Below are 18958 nucleotides of genomic sequence, written 5' to 3'. Positions count from 1 at the left end.
GGGCGCTGTCACAGCTTCCCGCCCCGGCCGCCGTCCCGCCGCGGGGGCGCGATCAGCGTCGACAGGTACGGCAGCGGTGCCCCGTCCAGCTCGGCGGCCGGCCGCACCGACTCCTCCGGCAGCCCCAGCGCCGACCCCCACACGGCGTTCCCGAGGCGGCCGGTCTCCGCCAGCGCCTCGGCGACCTCGGCGGCCTGCCGCCCGAACTTGTACGCCACCACCGTTCCCGGCCCGGCCAGCGCCTCCTTCAGCACGGTGGACCCGGCGGTGACCGGTACGAGGGTGAGCGGTTCGGTGCCCTCCGTCAGCACGGCACCGGACCGCGCCGCGAGATCCTGCATGGCGGTGATCCCGGGCACGGTCTCCACGGCGAGTCCCGGGACCAGCTCCGCGACGGTCTGCGCGAGATACGTGAACGTCGAGTACACGTTCGGGTCCCCGATGGTCGCGAACGCCACCGACCCGTGCCGCCGCAGCAGCTCGGCGACCCGGGCACCGGCCGCGTCCCAGGCCGCCTCCCGCCGCGCCCGGTCGGTCCGCTCGTTCAGTGCGAACACCACCCGGACGACCGCCTCCCCGGGCACGTAGTGCAGCACGGTCGCCTCCGCCCGCCCCCGCTCGCCGCTGTCCATGACCGGTACGACGACGATCTCGGCCGCGCGCAGGGCGTTGACCCCCTTGACGGTCACCAGCTCCGGATCACCGGGACCCACCCCGACTCCGACCAGCCTGCTGCTCATGACGTCCGGCACCTCTCCACGAACCGACGGGCGACACCGGGCTCGGACGCCCAGTGCGTGTGCAGATAACTCGCGTGCACGCCCTGCTGTACGAATCCCTCGACCCGCCGGGCCGGCGTCCGCACACCCCAGGCGGGGGCGGCACCGGCGCCCGGCTCGACGACGGTGCGGTGGAACTCGTGGCCCCGCATCCGCGTCCCCGCCACCGCCAGCACACTGTCGCCGACGGCCACGGCGTCCCGGTAGCCGAGGGTCAGCCGCTCACTCATCCGCGCGGTGGCGTCCAGCACCCCGCACATCGGCCGCCCGTCCAGCTCCCGGCACAGATAGAGCAGCCCGGCGCACTCGGCGGCCACGGGCGCGCCGGAGCGCGCGAGGTCCGCGACGGCCGCCCGCAGCGGCTGGTTGGCGGACAGCTCGGCGGCGTACACCTCGGGGAACCCGCCCCCGACGACCAGCCCGGCGGTACCTTCGGGCAGCCCCTCGTCCCGCAGCGGGTCGAAGGTGACGACCTCCGCCCCGGCGGCGGTGAGCAGCTCGGTGTGCTCGGCGTAGGAGAAGGTGAACGCGGAACCCCCGGCGACGGCGACCACGGGCCTTCGTTCCCCGGCAGGCCGCGCCGCCCCGGGGTCCGGCCCCTCAGCGGGCCGCGCCGGGTGATGGCCGGGCGCGGGATCGGGGGTCCAGGGGGCGGAGCCCCCCGGCAGGGGGCCCGCCGAGCGTGCGAGCGCCTCCAGGGCGGCCAGGTCGCAGCCCCGGGCCACCTGCACCGCCATGGCGTCCACGGCCTCGACCGCGGCCGGGCCCCGCTCAGCCACCGGCACCAGCCCGAGGTGCCGCGACGGCGTCTCCACCTGTGCCGCCCGCCGCAGCGCACCGAGGACCGGCACCCCCGCCGCATCCAGCGCCTCCCGCAGGAGCGACTCGTGCCGGTCGGAGCCCACCTTGTTCAGGATCACGCCACCGATCCGCACCTGCGGGTCCCAGGACGCGAACCCGTGCACCAGTGCCGCCACCGACCGCGACTGCGACGACGCGTCCACGACGAGCACGACCGGCGCGCGCAGCAGCTTGGCGACCTGGGCCGTGGAGGCGAGTTCCCCCTCCCCGGCGGCCCCGTCGTACAGCCCCATCACCCCCTCCACGACCGCGAGGTCACACCCCCGCGCCCCGTGCAGGAACAGCGGAGCGACCAGCTCCGGCCCGCACAGGTACGCGTCCAGGTTGCGCCCCGTCCGCCCGGTGGCGAGCGCGTGGTAGCCGGGGTCGATGTAGTCCGGTCCGACCTTGTGCGGGGACACGGCGAGGCCCCGCGCGGCGAACGCGGCCATCAGCCCCGTGGCGACGGTGGTCTTGCCGCTGCCCGAGGAGGGCGCGGCGACGACCAGCCGGGGCACCGGCGGACTCACCACTCGATGCCCCTCTGGCCCTTCTGGCCGGTGTCCATGGGGTGCTTGACCTTGGACATGTCGGTGACGAGGTCGGCGAGGTCCACCAGCTTCTCCGGCGCGTTGCGCCCCGTGATCACGACGTGCTGGGTCCCCGGACGGGCGCGCAGGACCTCCACGACCTCGTCCGTGTCGACCCAGCCCCAGTGCATCGGGTACGCGAACTCGTCCAGCACGTACAGCCGGTACGTCTCGGCCGCCAGGTCCCGCTTGACCTGCTCCCAGCCCTCGCGAGCCTTCTCCTCGTTGTCCATCTGGGCATCCCGCTGCACCCAGGACCAGCCCTCGCCCATCTTGTGCCAGTCGACGGTCCCGCCCTCACCGGAGGCGCCGAGCACGCGCAGCGCGTTCTCCTCGCCGACCTTCCACTTCGCCGACTTGACGAACTGGAACACCCCGATGGGCCACCCCTGGTTCCAGGCGCGCAGCGCCAGCCCGAACGCGGCGGTGGACTTGCCCTTGCCGACGCCCGTGTGCACGACGACCAGCGGACGGTTCCTGCGCTGACGGGTCGTCAGACCGTCGTCCGGTACGACACTCGGCTGTCCCTGCGGCATTACGCGGCCCTCCTCGACGTTCCCTGCACATCCCTGACCAGCCCGGCGATCGAGTCGGCCCGCAGCTCCTCCAGCGTCACCGCCGTACCGCCCAGCTCCCCGGCCAGCCGACCGGCGAGCCCCAGCCGCACCGGCCCCGACTCGCAGTCCACGACCACCGACGCGATCCCGTCGGCCGCGAACAGCCGGGCCGCCCGCTCCGCGAGGGCCACCGGCTCGGTCCCGCCCGTCGCCCGTCCGTCGGTCACCACCACGACCAGCGCCCGCCGCGCGGCGTCCCGCAGCCGCTCCACCCGCAGCACCTCGTGCGCCCTCAGCAGCCCGGCGGCGAGCGGCGTACGGCCACCGGTCGGCAGCGACTCCAGCCGCACCGCGGCGGCGTCGACGGACGACGTCGGCGGCAGCGCCACCTCCGCCCCGGAGCCCCGGAAGGTCACCAGGCCCACCTTGTCCCGCCGCTGGTAGGCGTCGAGGAGCAGCGACAGGACGGCACCCTTGACGGCGCTCATCCGCTGCCGTGCCGCCATCGACCCCGAGGCGTCCACCACGAACAGCACGAGGTTCCCCTCGCGTCCCTCGCGGGCCGCCTGCCGCAGGTCGTCCCGGCGGATCACCAGGCCCGGTCCCGACCGGCCGCGCGCCCGCTGATGCGGGGCGGCGGCCTGCACGGTCGCGGCCAGGTGCAGCTTGGTCAGCGTGCCCCGCGGCCGGCGGGACCCCGTGGTCCGGCCGTGCTCGGTCCGTGCCCGCGACCGCCGCCCGGCGGCGCCCTCACCGATCCCGGGCACGCTCAGCACCCTGGCTTTGAAGGGTTCCGCGGCACGCGCCGGGGACTGCTCGCCCGGGCCGGCACCGGACGGCTGCGGCTCCCCGCCGTCCGCGGCCTCCGGCCGTGCGGCGGTGTCCCCGTCGTGGGGACCGGCGTCCGGTTCCGGCTGCCCGCCGCCCCCGCCGGGGCCGCCGGGACCGGGATCGTCTCCGCCGTCCCCGTCGTTCCCGTCTCCGCCGTCCCCGTCGTTCCCCGCGGACTGCTCCAGCGTCTCGTCCAGCTTGTCCTCGTCGAGGCCCGGCGCGTCGAACGGGTTGCGCCGGCGCCGGTGCGGCAGGGCGAGCAGCGCCGCCTGCCGCACGTCCTCGGCGAGCACGTCGGTACGCCCGGCCCACGCGGCCAGCGCGGTCGCCGTCCGGGCCATCACGATGTCGGCACGCATGCCGTCCACCTCGAAGGCCGCGCAGGTCGCCGCGATCTGCCGCAGCGCCCCGTCACCGAGCCGCACCTGCGGCAGCAGCTCCCGCGCCGCGACGACCCGCTGCCGTACGGCGGCCTCCTCGCCGGCCCAGCGCGCGGCGAAACCCGCGGGATCGTCGTCGTACGCCAGCCGGCGCCGCACGACCTCCACGCGCTGCTCCGGCTCCCGGGAGGCGGCGACCTCCACGGTCAGCCCGAACCGGTCCAGCAACTGCGGCCGCAGCTCGCCCTCCTCGGGGTTCATGGTGCCGACGAGGAGGAAGCGGGCCGCGTGCCGCACCGACACACCCTCGCGCTCCACGTAGGAGGCGCCCATCGCCGCCGCGTCCAGCAGCAGGTCGACCAGGTGGTCGTGCAGCAGGTTGACCTCGTCGACGTACAGGATTCCGCGGTGCGCGTCGGCCAGCAGGCCCGGCTCGAACGCCTTGACCCCCTCCGCGAGGGCCCGCTCGATGTCCAGGGCGCCGACGAGCCGGTCCTCGGAGGCACCGACGGGGAGTTCCACCATCCGCGCGGGACGCTCGGTGCCGGGGCCGGTCTCGTGCGGCCCGTCCGGGCACGACGGGTCCGGCGCCGCCGGATCGCAGGAGAACCGGCACCCGGGCACCACGGCCACCTCCGGCAGCAGCGCCGACAGCGCCCGCACCGCCGTGGACTTCGCGGTGCCCTTCTCGCCGCGCACCAGCACACCGCCGACCGCCGGCGAGACGGCGTTCAGCAGCAGCGCGAGCCGCAGGTCGTCCTGGCCGACAACGGCCGTGAAAGGGAACGGGTCGGTCACTGGTCGCCCTCCAAGTCGCCTTCCAGCTCCAGATAGGTGGCGCGCAGCCGCTCCAGCGTGTCCGCGTCCGGCTCCGCCCACAGGCCGCGGTCCGCCGCCTCCAGCAGCCGCTCGGTGATGCCGCGCAGCGCCCACGGGTTGGACTTCTTCATGAAGTCCCGGTTCTCCGGGTCGAAGACGTACTCGGCGCTCAGCTTCTCGTACATCCAGTCGTCGACCACGCCGGCCGTCGCGTCGTACCCGAACAGGTAGTCCACGGTCGCCGCCATCTCGAACGCGCCCTTGTAGCCGTGCCGCCGCATGGCCGCCATCCAGCGCGGGTTGACGACCCGCGCGCGGAAGACACGGTGGGTCTCCTCGCCCAGCGTGCGGGTCCTCACCTGGTCCGGGACGGCGCTGTCACCCACGTACGCCTCGGGGTTGGCGCCCGTCAGGTGCCGGACCATGGCGACCATGCCGCCGTGGTACTGGAAGTAGTCGTCGGCGTCGACCAGGTCGTGCTCGCGGGTGTCGACGTTCTTCGCCGCGACGGCGATCCGCCGGAAGGCGGTCTCCATGTCCCCGCGCGCCGCCCGCCCGTCGAGCCCGCGCCCGTAGGCGTAACCGCCCCACACCGCGTACACCTCGGCGAGGTCGGCGTCCGAGCGCCAGTTGCGCGCGTCGATCAGCGGCAGCAGGCCGGCACCGTAGGCCCCCGGCTTCGAGCCGAAGATCCGGGCCGTCGCCCGCCGCCGGTCGCCGTGCCCGGCGGTGTCCTCGTCCACGTGCGCCCGCACGTAGTTCGACTCGGCCGGCTCGTCCAGCTCGGCCACCGTCCGCACCGCGTCGTCGATCAGCCCGACGACGTGCGGGAACGCGTCCCGGAAGAAGCCGGAGATGCGGACGGTGACGTCGATGCGCGGGCGCCCCAGCTCCGCCGGCGGGATCACCTCGAAGCCGGTCACGCGGCGCGAGGCGTCGTCCCACACCGGGCGGCAGCCCAGCAGCGCCAGGATCTCGGCGATGTCGTCGCCCTGGGTGCGCATCGCCGAGGTGCCCCACACGGTGAGGCCCACGGACTTCGGGTAGGCGCCGGTGTCCTGGAGGTAGCGCTGCACCAGCGAGTCCGCCAGCGACTGGCCGACCTCCCAGCTGAGCCGGGAGGGGATGGCCTTGGGGTCGACCGAGTAGAAGTTGCGGCCGGTCGGCAGCACGTTCACCAGGCCGCGGGTCGGGGAGCCCGAGGGGCCCGCCGGGACGTAACCGCCGTCCAGGGCCCGCAGGATGTGCCCGATCTCGTCGGTCGTGCGGGCGAGACGCGGTACGACCTCCGTGCAGGCGAACTCCAGCACCGTCACGGCGGCGGGGAGTTCACCGCCCAGCACCTCGCGGACCAGGGGGGCGCACTCGGCTGCGGCCCAGCCGCGCGCCTCCATGCCCTCCGCCAGCCGCCGGCACAGCTGCTCCAGCAGGTCGATCGTGTCGGCGGCGCTGCGGGCCGGGCCGTCGGCCAGGTCGGTCAGCTCGGCCGGCACCTTCACCGGGGCGCCCGGTTCGGCCAGCAACTCCTTCTCGTCCAGCCCGAAACGAGCCGCGAGTGAGGCCCGCAGGCCGGGGATCGCGTTGGCCTGCCCGCCCCACACCTGCGAGGCGCGCAGCACGGCGAGGACGAGGTTCACCCGGGGTTCGCCGACCGGTCCGCCGCCGAGGATGTGCAGTCCGTCCCGGATCTGCACGTCCTTGATCTCGCACAGATAGCCGTCGATGTGCATGACGAACTCGTCGAACGCGGTGTCGTCCGGCTGCTCGTCCACGTGCAGGTCGTGGTGCAGCTCCGCCGCCTTGACCAGGGTCCAGATCTGGGCGCGGACGGCCGGGGCCTTCGCCGGATCGAGGTCGGAGACGAGGGCGTACTCGTCGAGCAGCTGCTCCAGCTTGGCCAGGTCGCCGTACGTGTCGGCGCGGGCCATCGGCGGGACCAGGTGGTCGACGACCGTGGCGTGCCCGCGCCGCTTGGCCTGGGTGCCCTCGCCGGGGTCGTTCACGATGAACGGGTAGATCAGCGGCAGGTCACCGAGCACCGCGTCCGGCGCGCAGCCGGCGCTGAGCCCGAGGCCCTTGCCCGGCAGCCACTCCATCGTGCCGTGCTTGCCCATGTGCACGACCGCGTCGGCGCCGAAGCCTCCCTCCGACGCCGGGGCCTCCAGCCACCGGTAGGCCGCCATGTAGTGGTGGGAGGGCGGCATGTCGGGGTCGTGGTAGATCGCGATCGGGTTCTCGCCGAAGCCGCGCGGCGGCTGGATCATCACGACGACGTTCCCGAACCGGAGCGACGCCAGCACGATGTCGTCACCGTCCACGTACAGGCCGCCCGGCGGCTCGCCCCACGCCTCGGTCATCGCGTCCCGCAGCCCGGGGTCCAGCTTCTCGAACCACGCCCGGTAGTCGGCCAGCGGCACCCGGGCGGGCGCGGCGGCCAGCTGTTCCTCCGTCAGCCACTCCACGTCGTGGCCACCGGCCTCGATCAGCCGGTGGATCAGCTCGTCACCGCCGGCGGGGTACTCGGTCAGGGAGTAGCCGGCGTCCCGCAGCGCGTCCAGCACCCGCACCGCGGACGCGGGCGTGTCCAGGCCCACCGCGTTGCCGACCCGGGAGTGCTTGGTCGGGTACGCGGTGAAGACCAGGGCGATCTTCTTCTCGGCGTTCGGCTTGTGCTTCAGCCGGGCGTGCCGCAGGGCGATCCCGGCGACCCGCGAGGCCCGCTCGGGGTCGGCGACGTACACCGGCACGTCGTCGGGACCCTGCTCCTTGAAGGAGAACGGGACGGTGACGAGGCGGCCGTCGAACTCCGGGATCGCGACCTGCATCGCCGCGTCCATGGGGGACAGGGCCGCGTCGGACTCCTCCCACGCGGCCCGCGAGGAGGTGAGGCACAGGCCCTGGAGGACGGGCACGTCGAGGTCGGCGAGGGCGCCGATGTCCCAGGCCTCCTCGTCGCCGCCCGCCGATGCCTGGGAGGCGTGCGTGCCGCCGGCCGCGAGGACGGTGGCCACCAGCACGTCGGCCCGCTCCAGCAGCCGGTACAGCCCGGCGTCCGCGCCGCGCAGCGAACCGCAGTACACGGGAAGGGCGTTGGCGCCCCGTGCCTCGATCGCGTCGCACAGCGTGTCCACGAAGGCGGTGTTGCCGCTCAGTTCGTGCGCCCGGTAGAAGAGGACGCCCACGGTCGGGCGGCCGGCCACGACCGGGCGGTCGCCGTGCACGCCGTACTCCGGCATGCCGCGCGGCTCCTCGAAGCCCTCACCGGTCAGCAGCACGGTGTCCGACAGGAACCTGGACAGCTCCAGCAGGTTCTCGGGCCCGCCCTCGACCAGGTACTTCAGCGCCTCGGCGACCACACCGGCCGGCACGGACGACTCGGCCATCAGCTCGGCGTCCGGGACGGCCTCGCCGCCCAGCAGCACGGTCGGGATCCCGGACGCCCGCAGCACCGCCAGCCCGTCCTCCCAGGCGCGCTTGCCGCCCAGCAGCCGTACGACGACGATGTCCGCGCCCTCGACCAGGGCCGGCAGTTCCCCGGCGACGTCGACGCGGGTCGGGTTGCCGATGCGGTAACCGGCGCCACAGGCCCGGGCCGCCAGCAGGTCCGTGTCGGCGGTCGACAACAACAACACTGTGCTCATGCGGGCGCTCCCGGTGGAATGAAAGGCAGTCCTTGCGGCGCGCCCGACTCGATGAGCCGCCAGAGCGCGTCCGTGTCAGCGTGCTGTTCGATCAGGTCGCCGAGCCGGTCGAGCTGCTCCTCGCGCAGCGCGGCGAAAGAGGTGTCCGGCGCGGGTACGAAGCGGCGGCCCGCGGCGGCGGCCACCTCGCGCAGGAAGGCCCGCCGGAAGCCGTCCGACTCCAGCGAGCCGTGCCAGTGGGTGCCCCAGGTCGGGCCGACGCGGCAGCCGTCCAGGAAGGCCTCCCCGCCGGTGACCTCGGCGACCCCGTGATGGATCTCGTACCCCTCGACCCGTTCGCCGAGGGCCTGCCCGACGGGCCGGGTGAGGGTCTTCTCGGGGGCGAAGCGGACCCGGACGGGGAGCAGGCCGAGCCCGGGGACGTGTCCGGCGCGGGACTCGACCTCGTCCTCGATGTGCTCGCCGAGCATCTGGAAGCCGCCGCAGATGCCGAGCACGGGGCGCTCCTCGGCGGCCCGCCGTACGAGCGCGTCCGCCAGTCCGCGTTCCCGCAGCCACTGGAGCGCCCGTACGGTTCCGCGCGTGCCCGGGACCACCACGAGGTCGGCGTCGGCCAGCTCCTCCGGGCGGTCCACGAAGCGCACGACGACGCCCGGTTCGGCGGCGAGGGCGTCCACGTCGGTGAAGTTGGACATCAGCGGGACCGCGCAGACGGCGACCCGCAGCACGTCCGCGCCGACCGGGGGCGTCACGGAGGACTCGCGGACGGTGCCCCGCAGGGACACTCTCAGCCCGTCCTCCTCGTCGATGCCGAGGCCGTGCCGGAAGGGCAGGACGCCGTACGTCCGCCGTCCGGTGAGCCCGTGCAGCATGTCCAGGCCCGGTTCCAGCAGCGACACGTCGCCGCGGAACTTGTTGACGAGGAACCCGGCGACCAGTTCCTGGTCCTCGGGGGAGAGCAGGGCGACGGTGCCGAAGAAGGACGCGAAGACGCCCCCGCGGTCGATGTCCCCCACCACCAGCACGGGCAGCCGCGCGTCACGGGCGATGCCCATGTTGACGATGTCCGTCCGCCGCAGGTTGATCTCGGCCGGACTGCCCGCCCCCTCACAGATCACCGCGTCATACGTGCCCCGCAACTCGGCCAGGCAGTCCAGCACCGTGCCGAGCAGCCGCTGCTGGCGCCCCCCGTGGTAGCCGCGCGCGCTCAGCTCCCCGACGGGCTTGCCGAGCAGCACCACCTGGCTGCTCTGCTCGCCACCCGGCTTGAGCAGTACGGGGTTCATGAGCGCGGTGGGCTCGACCCGGCAGGCCTGCGCCTGCATGGCCTGCGCCCGCCCGATCTCCGCGCCCTCGAGGGTGACGAACGAGTTCAGCGACATGTTCTGCGCCTTGAACGGCGCCACCTTCACGCCCTGGCGGACCAGCCAGCGGCAGATCCCGGCCGTCACGACGCTCTTGCCGGCGTCGGAGGTGGTGCCGGCGACGAGGAGACCCCCGTTCACTTCCCACGTCCCTTCATCAGGCCGCGCGCGGCGAGCGTGGTGCCGAGCGCGAGCAGGCCGACGCGGCGGGAGAGCCGTACGGCCCGGTCGATGTCGGTGACCCGGACCGGTCGTCCGGTGCCGCCGTTGAGCACGGGCCGGTGTTCCACCCGGCCGCCGTAGGAGAGCGTTCCGCCCAGCCGTACGCCGAGGGCGCCCGCGAACGCGGCCTCCACGGGACCGGCGTTGGGGCTCGGATGCCGGGAGGCGTCGGCCCGCCAGGCCCGCGCGGCACCGCGCGGATCGGGTCCGGCGAGGGTGGCGAGTACGGCGGTGAGCCGGGCCCCGGGCCAGCCGGCGACGTCGTCGAGGCGGGCGGAGGCCCAGCCGTAGCGCCGGTGGCGGGGCGACCTGTGGCCCACCATCGCGTCCAGGGTGTTGACCGCCCGGAATCCGAGCAGCCCCGGGACGCCGGCCACGGCGCCCCAGACGAGGGCGCCGACCACGGCGTCGGAGGTGTTCTCGGCGACCGACTCGACCACGGCCCGGGCGATGCCGTCGGCGTCGAGCGCCTGCGGGTCCCGGCCGCACAGGTGGGGCAGCCGGGCCCGGGCGGCGTCGACGTCCCCGGCCTCCAGCGCGCGCCCGACGGTGCGCGCCTCGCGGGCGAGCGAGGTGCCGCCGACGACGGCCCAGGTGGCGGCGGCGGTCAGCGCGGCGGAGACGGCGGGACGGGGGCGTGCGGCGCGTGCGGCCGACGCGCCCAGCGCGACGGCGCCGCCGGCGCACACGACGGTGTGCAGGGCACCCCAGCCGCGGTGGTCGTGCCACAGGGCGCGTTCCACGGCTCCGGCCGCCCGGCCGAACGCGGCGACCGGATGCCCGCGGCGCGGATCGCCGAGGAGCAGGTCACCGAGGAGGCCGGCGGCGGCGCCGTACGCGTATGTGCGATCGGCACCCATCGGCTCAGCCGGCCGTGGGGAGGGGAGCGGTCCGGGTACGGGTCCTCGCTGGGCAGCCGAGCATGTCGCTGTAGGTCCTCACTCAGGGTGTCCGCGCCCTGGTTCGACGTGAATCGGCGGCGAGAGTTCCTGGCTCCCGGGGATCGCTCCCCGGTGACAGTGGCGGGACCGCGCCGGATTCGCACCGGCTTCCTCTTCTGCCGCCGTAGATGGCCTGGGCAGTCCACCACGCACCCGGAAGGGCCGTCAACTTGCCGTTGACCTGCGTGGGGAGAGTGTGCCGATCCCCACACCTCGCGGGATGTGCGGGCCGGGCGGGGACATGACGGAGGCTCCCCCGCACGACCGGTGCGGGGGAGCCTGTGAGGGAGTCCGGGTCAGGCCTTGGCCACGACCAGGTGGATGCCGTACGCCACCGCAGCCGCGCAGGCCGCGAAGCAGAGGTAGGCGCCGGTGACGGCGAGGCCGGCGGTGCCGCCCTGCGCAACGGCCTTCTCGCGCCGGTTCAGGCCCGCGATGCCGATGGTGAACAGGGTCACCAGGCCCACGGTGGCCACGAGGCTCACTCCGAAGACGGAGCCGAGGGCCGCCCAGTCGATCTTCATGGGGATGCTTCCTTCGGTAACCGGGGTGACCGGGCTCAGACGGTGGCGGCCGGGGCTGCCGGGGGAGCGGGCTCGGCGGCCGGGGCCGGGCTGGTGGCCTGCCGCGGGAAGGTGAGGTCCAGGTCGATGGCGACCGGGCCGGCCGGGGGCGGGGTGACGGCGGCGATGGCGGTGGTGACCACACCGGCCGGCTCGCCGGTCTCGTGCACCACGTTCGTGTGGTCCACGACCTCGCGGCGGGAGAACTTCCAGATCGCGGCGCTGGAGGCGACGAGGAAGACGGCGACGGCGGCGGTGCCCCAGTCACCGAGGTCGGTGACGGACTCGGCACCCGCGCCGACCAGCGCGGCGGCCGGGAGGGTGAGCGCCCAGGCGACGAACATGCGGGTCGCGGTGGACCAGCGGACCACACCGCCCTTGCGGCCGAGGCCCGCGCCCATCACCGAGCCGGAGACGACGTGGGTGGTGGAGAGGGAGAAACCGAGGTGGGCGGAGGCCAGGATGGCGGTCGCGGCGCTGGTCTGGGCGGCGAAGCCCTGGCGCGGCTCCAGGTCGGTCAGGCCCTTGCCCATGGTGCGGATGATGCGCCAGCCGCCGATGTAGGTGCCGAGCGCGATGGCCAGGCCGGCGGAGAGGATCACCCAGGTGGGAGGGTTGGAGCCGGGGGCGATGGAGCCGCCCGCGACGAGGGCGAGGGTGATGATGCCCATCGTCTTCTGGGCGTCGTTGGTGCCGTGGGCCAGGGAGACCAGGCCGGCGGAGGCGATCTGGCCGGCGCGGTAGCCCTTGCGGGTGGCCTCGCCGTCGGCGATGCCGCCGATGCCGTAGGAGAGCCGGGTGGCCAGCAGCGAGGCGAGGCCCGCCACGATCGGCGCGGCGACCGCCGGGAGCAGCACCTTGGTGACCAGGACGTCACCGTGGACGGCACCGAAGCCGGCGGAGGCGACGGTGGCGCCGACGAGGCCGCCCATCAGGGCGTGCGAGGAGCTGGAGGGCAGGCCCACCAGCCAGGTCAGCAGGTTCCAGAGGATCGCGCCGACCAGGGCGGCGAAGATGACCTCGGGACGGATGCCGCCCTCGTCGACGAGCCCCTTGGAGATCGTGTTCGCGACCTCCACGGAGAGGAAGGCGCCCACAAGATTGAGTGCGGCGGACAGGGCCACCGCGATCTTGGGCTTCAGGGCGCCTGTGGAGATGGTGGTGGCCATCGCGTTGGCGGTGTCGTGGAAACCGTTCGTGAAATCGAACGCGAGAGCGGTTACCACCACTATCGCGAGGATCAGCGAGAAGCTTTCCATTTACCCAGGCAATCGTTCGAGGTCATTGGCGGGTCGAACGTAAGCAACCTGGGTGAACGGAAGATGAACTGGGACCGGCATGAGAGTGACTGTCGGACGGGTTCGGTGTGCCGCTCGGCCCGGCCGCCCCAGACGCCCCTTGGCTGCCGGCCGCGTGCCGACGTCCGCAGCCGGCTCAGGGAGCCGTCGAAGAGATTCTGGTCACCCGGCAGCGCGCCCCCGATGCCGTACTGCCAGAACGTCCAGCACCGCCGGCCGCCCGGCAGCGCACCCGGCCGTGCGGTGCCGTGCCGGGCGATCCACGACGGGTGCGAGGCGGAGAAGGCGCGGCTGTCGCCGGTGCACAGCTTCCACCACGGGTTCGTGGTGTGGATCACCGGACGGCGGCCGGTCCGTCGCCTGACCTGGTCGCTGAACGACCGGATCCAGCCGACCGTCCGCGCCTTGCCCAGGCCGTAGCACCTGTGCCGGGTGCTGTACGGGTTGTACTCGATGTCCAGCGCCGGCGGCAGCGTCCAGCCGTCCGCCCGCCGCCGTGGTGCACGAAGTACGCGGCCTGCCGGGCGCCGGAGCAGCGGTCCGGCAGGGCGAAGTGGTACGCGCCCCGGACCAGGCCCGCCGTGCGCGCACCGGTGTACTGCCGGGAGAAGCAGGGATCGCGGTACGCCGTGGACTCGGCCGCCTTGACGTACACGAACCGCGCCCCTCGCCCGGGCGGCCGGCCGGGCGACCCGCTTGGGCTCCTCCCGGCACGGCTCGCGACGAGAACTGGCCGGCCGCCCCCGGGGCAGCGGGCCGGCTGGCAGGATCGCCGCATGGCTGAACTGCGGCGGAACCCGGCGGACGCGCAAGACACCCGGCCGGAAGAGACACGCCTGTGGACGGAACTGGTCGCGACGGCACGCCGGACCGTCGCCGACGGACTCGTGGTCGGCACCTCCGGCAACGTCTCCGCGCGTCTCGGGGACCTCGTGCTGGTCACCCCGACGGGCGTCCCCTACGACCGGCTCACCCCCGGCGACATCACCGGCGTCGACCTCACCGGCCGCCAGGTGCTGGGCAGCCTGGCACCGACCAGCGAACTGCCCATGCACCTCGCCGTCTACCGCACCACCGACGCCCGGGCCGTCGTCCACACCCACGCCGTGCACGCCACCGCCGTCTCCACGCTCGTGCCCGCGCTCCCGCTGATCCACTACATGGCCGGCGCCCTCGGCGGCCCCGTCCGGGTCGCCCCCTACGCCACCTACGGCACCGACGAGCTGGCCGAGCACATGCTCCGCGCCCTCGACGGCCGCTCCGGCTGCCTGCTCCGCAACCACGGCACGATCACGTACGGCGCCACCCTCGACCAGGCCTACGACCGCACCGCCCAGCTGGAGTGGATGTGCCGCCTGTGGCTCACGGCGTCCTCCGTGCCGGGCCTGACACCTTCCCTGCTGTCGGAGGCACAACTGGCCGAAGCCGGGGAACGCTTGAAGGGGTACGGCCAACGGAGGTGACCCCTTGCCACCCAGCTCCGCACCACGCCCACCGGACAGGACCCCCCGCACCCCGACCGTCGGCACGCCCCCGTCCCGCCTTCTCCGGCTCCGCCGCGGCTTCAAGAGCCGGGCCCTCCGGTTCCGCCGCGCCGCGGCAGGCCGGTCGCGACCGGCCCGGCCGCCCTGGTTCCGGCGCGGTTCCGGGGGCCGGCTGCGGTCGGCTCGGCCGCCTCGGCCCCGGCGCGGCTCCGCGGGCCGGTTGCCCTGGTTCCGCCGCGCGTCGGGAGACCGGCTCCCCTTCATCCGCCACGGCGGTGCTCGGCCACGGCGTACGGGGCCGGCGGCGGGCCGGGTCGCAACACCCCGGAACGCACCCCGGGTCGCACCGCCCCGGACCTCACCCCCGCCCACCGCTCCGCTGGCCGGTGGCGCACACCGCCCCGACACTGGACCCGTGCGCACCGTCAGAGCGACCGCCACCGCCCTCACCGCCGCCGTCGCCGCCGGCCTGGCCTCCGTGGCCGCCGGACGGCTCGCCAGCGACGCCGCGCTGAAGGCGCCGGCGGGCCGCCCCCTGCCCACCGAGCCCCGTCTCACCGTGCACGGCACGGACGCCGGCCGGATCACGCTGACCCGCGACCTGGCCACCCTGCGCCCCGGCACCTACGGCCTCGCCGGCAACGGCAGCCACGCGGTCGTCGGCCCCGTCCTGGAGGCGCCCCGGCACACCGCCGACACCGTCGTACGCCGCCTGGAACGCGTCACCCACGGCACCTTCGCCCCCGGCGACGCGGTGTGGCTCACCCCCAACCTGTACGTCGGCAACCCGGGCACCGCCCTCGGTCTCGACCACACCGACGTCGACCTGCCCGGCGAACTCGGCCCGCTGCCCGCCTGGTTCCTGCCCGGCCACCGGGACACCTGGGTGATCGCCGTGCACGGCCTCGGCACCACCCGCGAGCAGGCCCTGAACGTCATGGGCTTCCTGCAGGGCCGCAGCCTGCCGGTCCTCGCCCTCGCCTACCGCGGCGACCTCGGCGCCCCACGCCCGCCGGACGGGCTGAACCACCTGGGCGAGACCGAGTGGCGCGACGTCGACGCGGCGATCCGCTACGCCGTCGGCCGCGGCGCCCGCCGGGTCGTCCTGCTCGGCTGGTCCACCGGCGCCACCATGGCCCTGCACGCCGCCGGGCACTCCACCGTCCGCGAGCGCATCGCCGGACTCGTCCTCGACTCGCCGGTGCTCAGCTGGCAGGCCACACTGCGCGCCCTGGCCACGGCCCGCCACACGCCCCGGCCGCTGCTGCCGCTCGCGGTCCGGGCCGCGCAGGGCCGTGCCGGGCTGCACACCGGCCGCGTCACCGAGGACACCGGACCGGCCCTGCTCCGTGTCCCCACCCTGCTCATCCACGGCCCGGACGACCAGGTCGCCCCCTGGCAGTTCTCCCGCCGGCTCGCCCGGCGCCGCGCCGACCTCGTCGCCCTGCACACCGTGCCGGGGGCCCCGCACGCGGCGATGTGGAACGCGGACCCCGGAGAGTACGAGGAACAACTGCGCCGGTTCCTGACCCCGCTGATGTGACCCCCGGTGCCGGGGCGCGGCCTGCCCCGGCCCGAACCGTTCCGCTTGTGGCCGTACGACTGGCCGGAACACGTCCTCCCGAGCGCCCTGTCACCCCGTGCGTTGGCCACCCCCGTCGCCCCCCGTGACATTCCGTTTGGGTTTTCGGACCATCAACCGGAAGACTGCACCCGTGACGTCCCGTATCCCGCGCGACTCCAGGCTCCGCCTCGTCCGACCACGACCCCTGGCCGCCGCCCCCAGAGCTGTGAACCAGCGGCGCCCGCGCCGCGCCGCACCCCGGCCGCCGGAGGGCACGCCCGCACCCGCCGAACTGGCCGGAATGGCCCGCACCGGCCTGGCCGGCGCGGTCCGCGTGGCCCGCTGGGCGGACGCCGCCCTCGGCCCCGGCCGGGACGGCGCCACCGCCGACGGCAAGGCCACGCTCTCCGAGGCCACCGCGGAACGCGCCGCCACCGACCTGGGACTGAGCGCCGCTCAGATCCGCGCCGACTGGGACACCGCCCGCCTCGCCGGGCTCATCGAGGTGCACGGCGACGACGCCCGCCCCGGCTGGCGTCTGCGCGCGTGGGACCGCGACGACAGTGCCGTCCTGCGCGGCTGGGTCGCCCTCTTCGACGCCTGGTCGCTCGCCTGCCCGGAACCCGACGCGCACGAGCCCGCCGCCGTCGCCGAGGTCGTCTCGGCCATGCCCCAGGTGCTCTCCTTCCTCCAGCTGTCCGCCGGTCCCGTCCCGGTCGAGCAGCTGCTCGACCTGCTCCAGCAGCGGGTCACCGAACTGCGCACCGAACGCTGCGAGGTGTCCTACGAGCCCGGCACCGGCCGGCCCGCCGGATCCCCCGTCCCGGCGGATCCCGCCCCCGCCGTCGACGCCTCCCTCGCCCCGCTCCTCGACTGGGCGCTGCGGGCCCTCGCCTCCGTCGGCGCCCTCACCTACGGCGCCGGCCAGGCCACCCTCACCCCGCTGGGCAGTTGGGCGGTGTGGGTCAAGCTGGAGCAGATCTGCGTGGCCGCGCAGAGCCCGGCCGGCAACATCGAGCAGTCGGCCGAGGACATGCTCCGCGGCTGCGCCCAGCTCCGCCCCAACGCGGCCCGCGCCGAGTACCGCGCCTGGCTCGCCGCCCGCCCCGTCGGCAGCGCCGTCACCGAGCTGATCCACGCCGCCCGCGGCGACGACGCCCTGCTGCGCGGCCTGGCCTTCGAGGCGCTGCGCGTCGTCGGCGCCCCCGCCGAGCCGGACGTGCGGGCCGTCGTGGACGAGCCCGCCCTGCGGCCGTACGCCCTGCTCTGGCTCGCCGAGCACGACGGTGTCGACCCGGAGGACGCCCATGAGGTCCTCACCCGCGAGGAGGCCACCTGGCTGTGGGTGGACACCGCCGCCGCCGTCGCCGACCACGGCGAGGCGCCGATGCTGGTCCGGCATCTGGAGTCCGCGGTGCAGCCCACCGTCCCCCGGCTGCTCGACGAGGTCCGCGCCGTCGGCCACCCCCGCACCGTGCAGGTCCTGGTCGCGCTCGCCGCCGCCCACCCCGACCCGGCCCTGGCCAAGGCCGTGCGCCGGGCCGCGTTCCAGGTGCACACCGGCAGGTGAGCGGAGCGGCGCCGGGTCAGACGCCGATCTCGGGGGCGTACGTGCCGAAGCTCCAGACGTTGCCCTCGGTGTCCCGGGCGAGGTAGTCCCGCGAGCCGTACTCCTGGTCCGTCGGCGGCATCAGGATCTCCACGCCGTGCGCCACGGCCCGCTCGTGGTGGGCGTCCACATCGTCCACCACGACGTACACCCCGGCGGGCCCGCCGTCCCTCAGCGCCGTGTCGAAGACGCCGCCGCGGCCCCTGGAGCCGATCATCACCGCGCCGTTGCCCTGGACCAGCTCGGCGTGCAGCACCGTGCCGTCCACCGTCTCGTACACCGACAGCTCGGTGAAGCCGAGGGCCTCCGTCAGCTGTCTGATCGCCGCCTTCGCGTCCACGTACAGCAGCGTGGGGCAGATGCCCGGCCGTGCGCCGCCCGTGCCCGCCATGCCGACCACTCCTTCGCGCATAGCTTCCGGTGCCTCCGAGTGTCGCAGGCACCCCCGGCAACGCCCCGGGCCGAGCGGCCCGCGCGCCGGCGCCGCCCGGCCACCCGGACGGGCGACGGACCGGCCCCGCCGGCGCCCCGGCACCCCCGCCCGGCCCCCGGATGCGGGCTACGCTCGCGCCCGGTCCATGGCCGGGAACAGCGGAAAGGGGGGCCGAGGTGGCGGCTCCATCCCACCGGACCCGTCCGTCCCGAACCGTCCCCGAGTACCCCCGGGAGGCCGCCGAGGCCCCGCGAACCGCCGGGCGGGACCGCGCGGCCCCCGCTTCCCGCCACCCCGCCGCCCGCCCCGTCCCACCGCTTCGGACGGTGCCGCCGTACGCCCGCCGGGTCTGCGGTCTCCTTCTCGCGTTCTGCCTCCTCGTGGTGGCCCATCACCTGCGGCCCGCCCCCTACGGCGACCGCCTGACGACCTCCGCGCGCGTGGCGCGGCAGCCGCGCGGCGGGCCCTGGACGCCGAGCGCGCGGGGGAGCGCCGTGGCCGCCCGTGACGCCCGTACCGGCGCCGTCCGCTGGCGGTACGCGCGGGTGGGGCACCGGCCGGCCGCCGTGCTCTCCGCCCGCGCGGAGGTGATCGCGCTCTGGGAGGACGGGCTGCTCACGGACACCGACGGCCGCTCCGTGCGCTGGCACCGCGCCCTGCCGGACGCGGCCGAGTGGCTCCCCGCCCAGGGCGGCACCGGCGTCCTGCGCCCCCTCGGCCGGGGCATCCTCGGGGTCGTCACCCCGCACCGCGTCACCGCGTACCGCATCGCCGACGGCGACCTGCGCTGGGTGCTGCCCGCCCACGAGGGCTGCGCCTTCCGGCCGCGCGGCGCCGTACGGCGGGGCGCGGCCCTGCTGCTCGCCCAGCCGTGCGCGCACACCGCCTGGACCGGGCAGCTCGTCGCCCTGGACGACCGGGGCCGGATCACCCCCGGCCGCACCCCGCTCGGCAACGGCCTCCCGCGCCGGGGCCCTCACGCGGACGTAGGAAAACCGCTTGCCCGGCCCCGTTAGACTTGGCCCATGGCCATTCTCCTCGCG

The 18958-nt window shown here is 75.1% G+C and carries 14 protein-coding genes, 1 pseudogene and 1 riboswitch; of the genes and pseudogenes, 4 read left to right on the top strand and 11 right to left on the bottom strand.

Going from position 1 to position 18958, the window contains the following annotated elements:
- Positions 1-8: 8 nt before the first annotated feature.
- The 10 genes and pseudogenes from cobI to ACF1BE_RS30875 all read right to left on the bottom strand — a co-directional run.
- On the bottom strand, positions 9-740 hold the full coding sequence (cobI, locus tag ACF1BE_RS30920; RefSeq protein ID WP_392202310.1) for a precorrin-2 C(20)-methyltransferase: 732 nt from the start codon (positions 738-740) through the stop codon (positions 9-11).
- Positions 737-2149 carry a cobyrinate a,c-diamide synthase gene (locus ACF1BE_RS30915; RefSeq protein WP_392202309.1) on the bottom strand — a complete coding sequence of 471 codons (1413 nt, stop codon included), beginning with the start codon at positions 2147-2149 and terminating at the stop codon, positions 737-739. The genes cobI and ACF1BE_RS30915 overlap by 4 nt, the downstream gene beginning before the upstream one ends.
- Entirely contained in the window at positions 2146-2745 is a 600-nt protein-coding gene (gene cobO / locus ACF1BE_RS30910) for a cob(I)yrinic acid a,c-diamide adenosyltransferase (protein ID WP_392202308.1), read from the bottom strand. Before cobO ends, ACF1BE_RS30915 begins: the two co-directional genes overlap by 4 nt.
- A complete protein-coding gene (locus ACF1BE_RS30905) occupies positions 2745-4775 on the bottom strand; it encodes a putative cobaltochelatase (protein WP_392202307.1) in 2031 nt (676 codons plus the stop codon). The genes cobO and ACF1BE_RS30905 overlap by 1 nt, the downstream gene beginning before the upstream one ends.
- Positions 4772-8437: a cobaltochelatase subunit CobN gene (gene cobN / locus ACF1BE_RS30900; protein WP_392202306.1), complete on the bottom strand. Its 3666-nt coding sequence runs from the start codon at positions 8435-8437 to the stop codon at positions 4772-4774. The genes ACF1BE_RS30905 and cobN overlap by 4 nt, the downstream gene beginning before the upstream one ends.
- The gene (locus tag ACF1BE_RS30895; protein WP_392202305.1) at positions 8434-9942 is read right to left on the bottom strand and encodes a cobyric acid synthase; all 1509 of its coding nucleotides are present in this window, start codon (positions 9940-9942) and stop codon (positions 8434-8436) included. Before ACF1BE_RS30895 ends, cobN begins: the two co-directional genes overlap by 4 nt.
- Positions 9939-10883, bottom strand: a complete 945-nt coding sequence (locus ACF1BE_RS30890; protein ID WP_392202304.1) for a cobalamin biosynthesis protein — start codon at positions 10881-10883, stop codon at positions 9939-9941. The genes ACF1BE_RS30895 and ACF1BE_RS30890 overlap by 4 nt, the downstream gene beginning before the upstream one ends.
- Before the next feature lie 100 nt (positions 10884-10983).
- Positions 10984-11126: riboswitch (cobalamin riboswitch) on the bottom strand.
- Between the two features lie 134 nt (positions 11127-11260).
- Complete coding sequence (locus ACF1BE_RS30885) at positions 11261-11488, bottom strand: hypothetical protein (protein WP_392202303.1); 228 nt, start codon at positions 11486-11488, stop codon at positions 11261-11263.
- Positions 11489-11523: 35 nt separating this feature from the next.
- Positions 11524-12786: an anion permease gene (locus ACF1BE_RS30880; protein WP_392202302.1), complete on the bottom strand. Its 1263-nt coding sequence runs from the start codon at positions 12784-12786 to the stop codon at positions 11524-11526.
- A gap of 149 nt (positions 12787-12935) precedes the next feature.
- A pseudogene (locus tag ACF1BE_RS30875) lies at positions 12936-13637 on the bottom strand (GH25 family lysozyme); the annotation flags it as partial.
- Between ACF1BE_RS30875 and ACF1BE_RS30870 the strand changes: the two are divergent.
- The 3 genes from ACF1BE_RS30870 to ACF1BE_RS30860 all read left to right on the top strand — a co-directional run bounded on the left by ACF1BE_RS30870 (position 13602) and on the right by ACF1BE_RS30860 (position 17443).
- On the top strand, positions 13602-14288 hold the full coding sequence (locus tag ACF1BE_RS30870; protein WP_392202301.1) for a class II aldolase/adducin family protein: 687 nt from the start codon (positions 13602-13604) through the stop codon (positions 14286-14288). The pseudogene ACF1BE_RS30875 and the gene ACF1BE_RS30870 overlap by 36 nt on opposite strands.
- A 436-nt stretch (positions 14289-14724) precedes the next feature.
- Complete coding sequence (locus ACF1BE_RS30865; protein ID WP_392202300.1) at positions 14725-15852, top strand: alpha/beta hydrolase; 1128 nt, start codon at positions 14725-14727, stop codon at positions 15850-15852.
- 322 nt (positions 15853-16174) lie between these two features.
- The gene (locus tag ACF1BE_RS30860) at positions 16175-17443 is read left to right on the top strand and encodes a hypothetical protein (protein ID WP_392202339.1); all 1269 of its coding nucleotides are present in this window, start codon (positions 16175-16177) and stop codon (positions 17441-17443) included.
- A 16-nt stretch (positions 17444-17459) separates the two neighbouring features.
- Here the strand turns inward: ACF1BE_RS30860 and ACF1BE_RS30855 are convergent, their stop codons facing one another.
- Positions 17460-17873, bottom strand: a complete 414-nt coding sequence (locus tag ACF1BE_RS30855) for a VOC family protein (protein ID WP_392202299.1) — start codon at positions 17871-17873, stop codon at positions 17460-17462.
- 368 nt (positions 17874-18241) lie between these two features.
- On the opposite strand from ACF1BE_RS30855, the gene ACF1BE_RS30850 reads away from it, so the two are divergent.
- Complete coding sequence (locus tag ACF1BE_RS30850; protein ID WP_392202298.1) at positions 18242-18931, top strand: hypothetical protein; 690 nt, start codon at positions 18242-18244, stop codon at positions 18929-18931.
- The last annotated feature ends 27 nt before the right edge of the window (positions 18932-18958 follow it).

This window comes from Streptomyces sp. NPDC014991, assembly GCF_043080665.1.
Classification (GTDB): Bacteria; Actinomycetota; Actinomycetes; order Streptomycetales; family Streptomycetaceae; genus Streptomyces.
The sequence above is the reverse complement of the archived record's forward strand: the minus strand, read 5'-3'. Positions and strand labels throughout refer to the sequence as shown.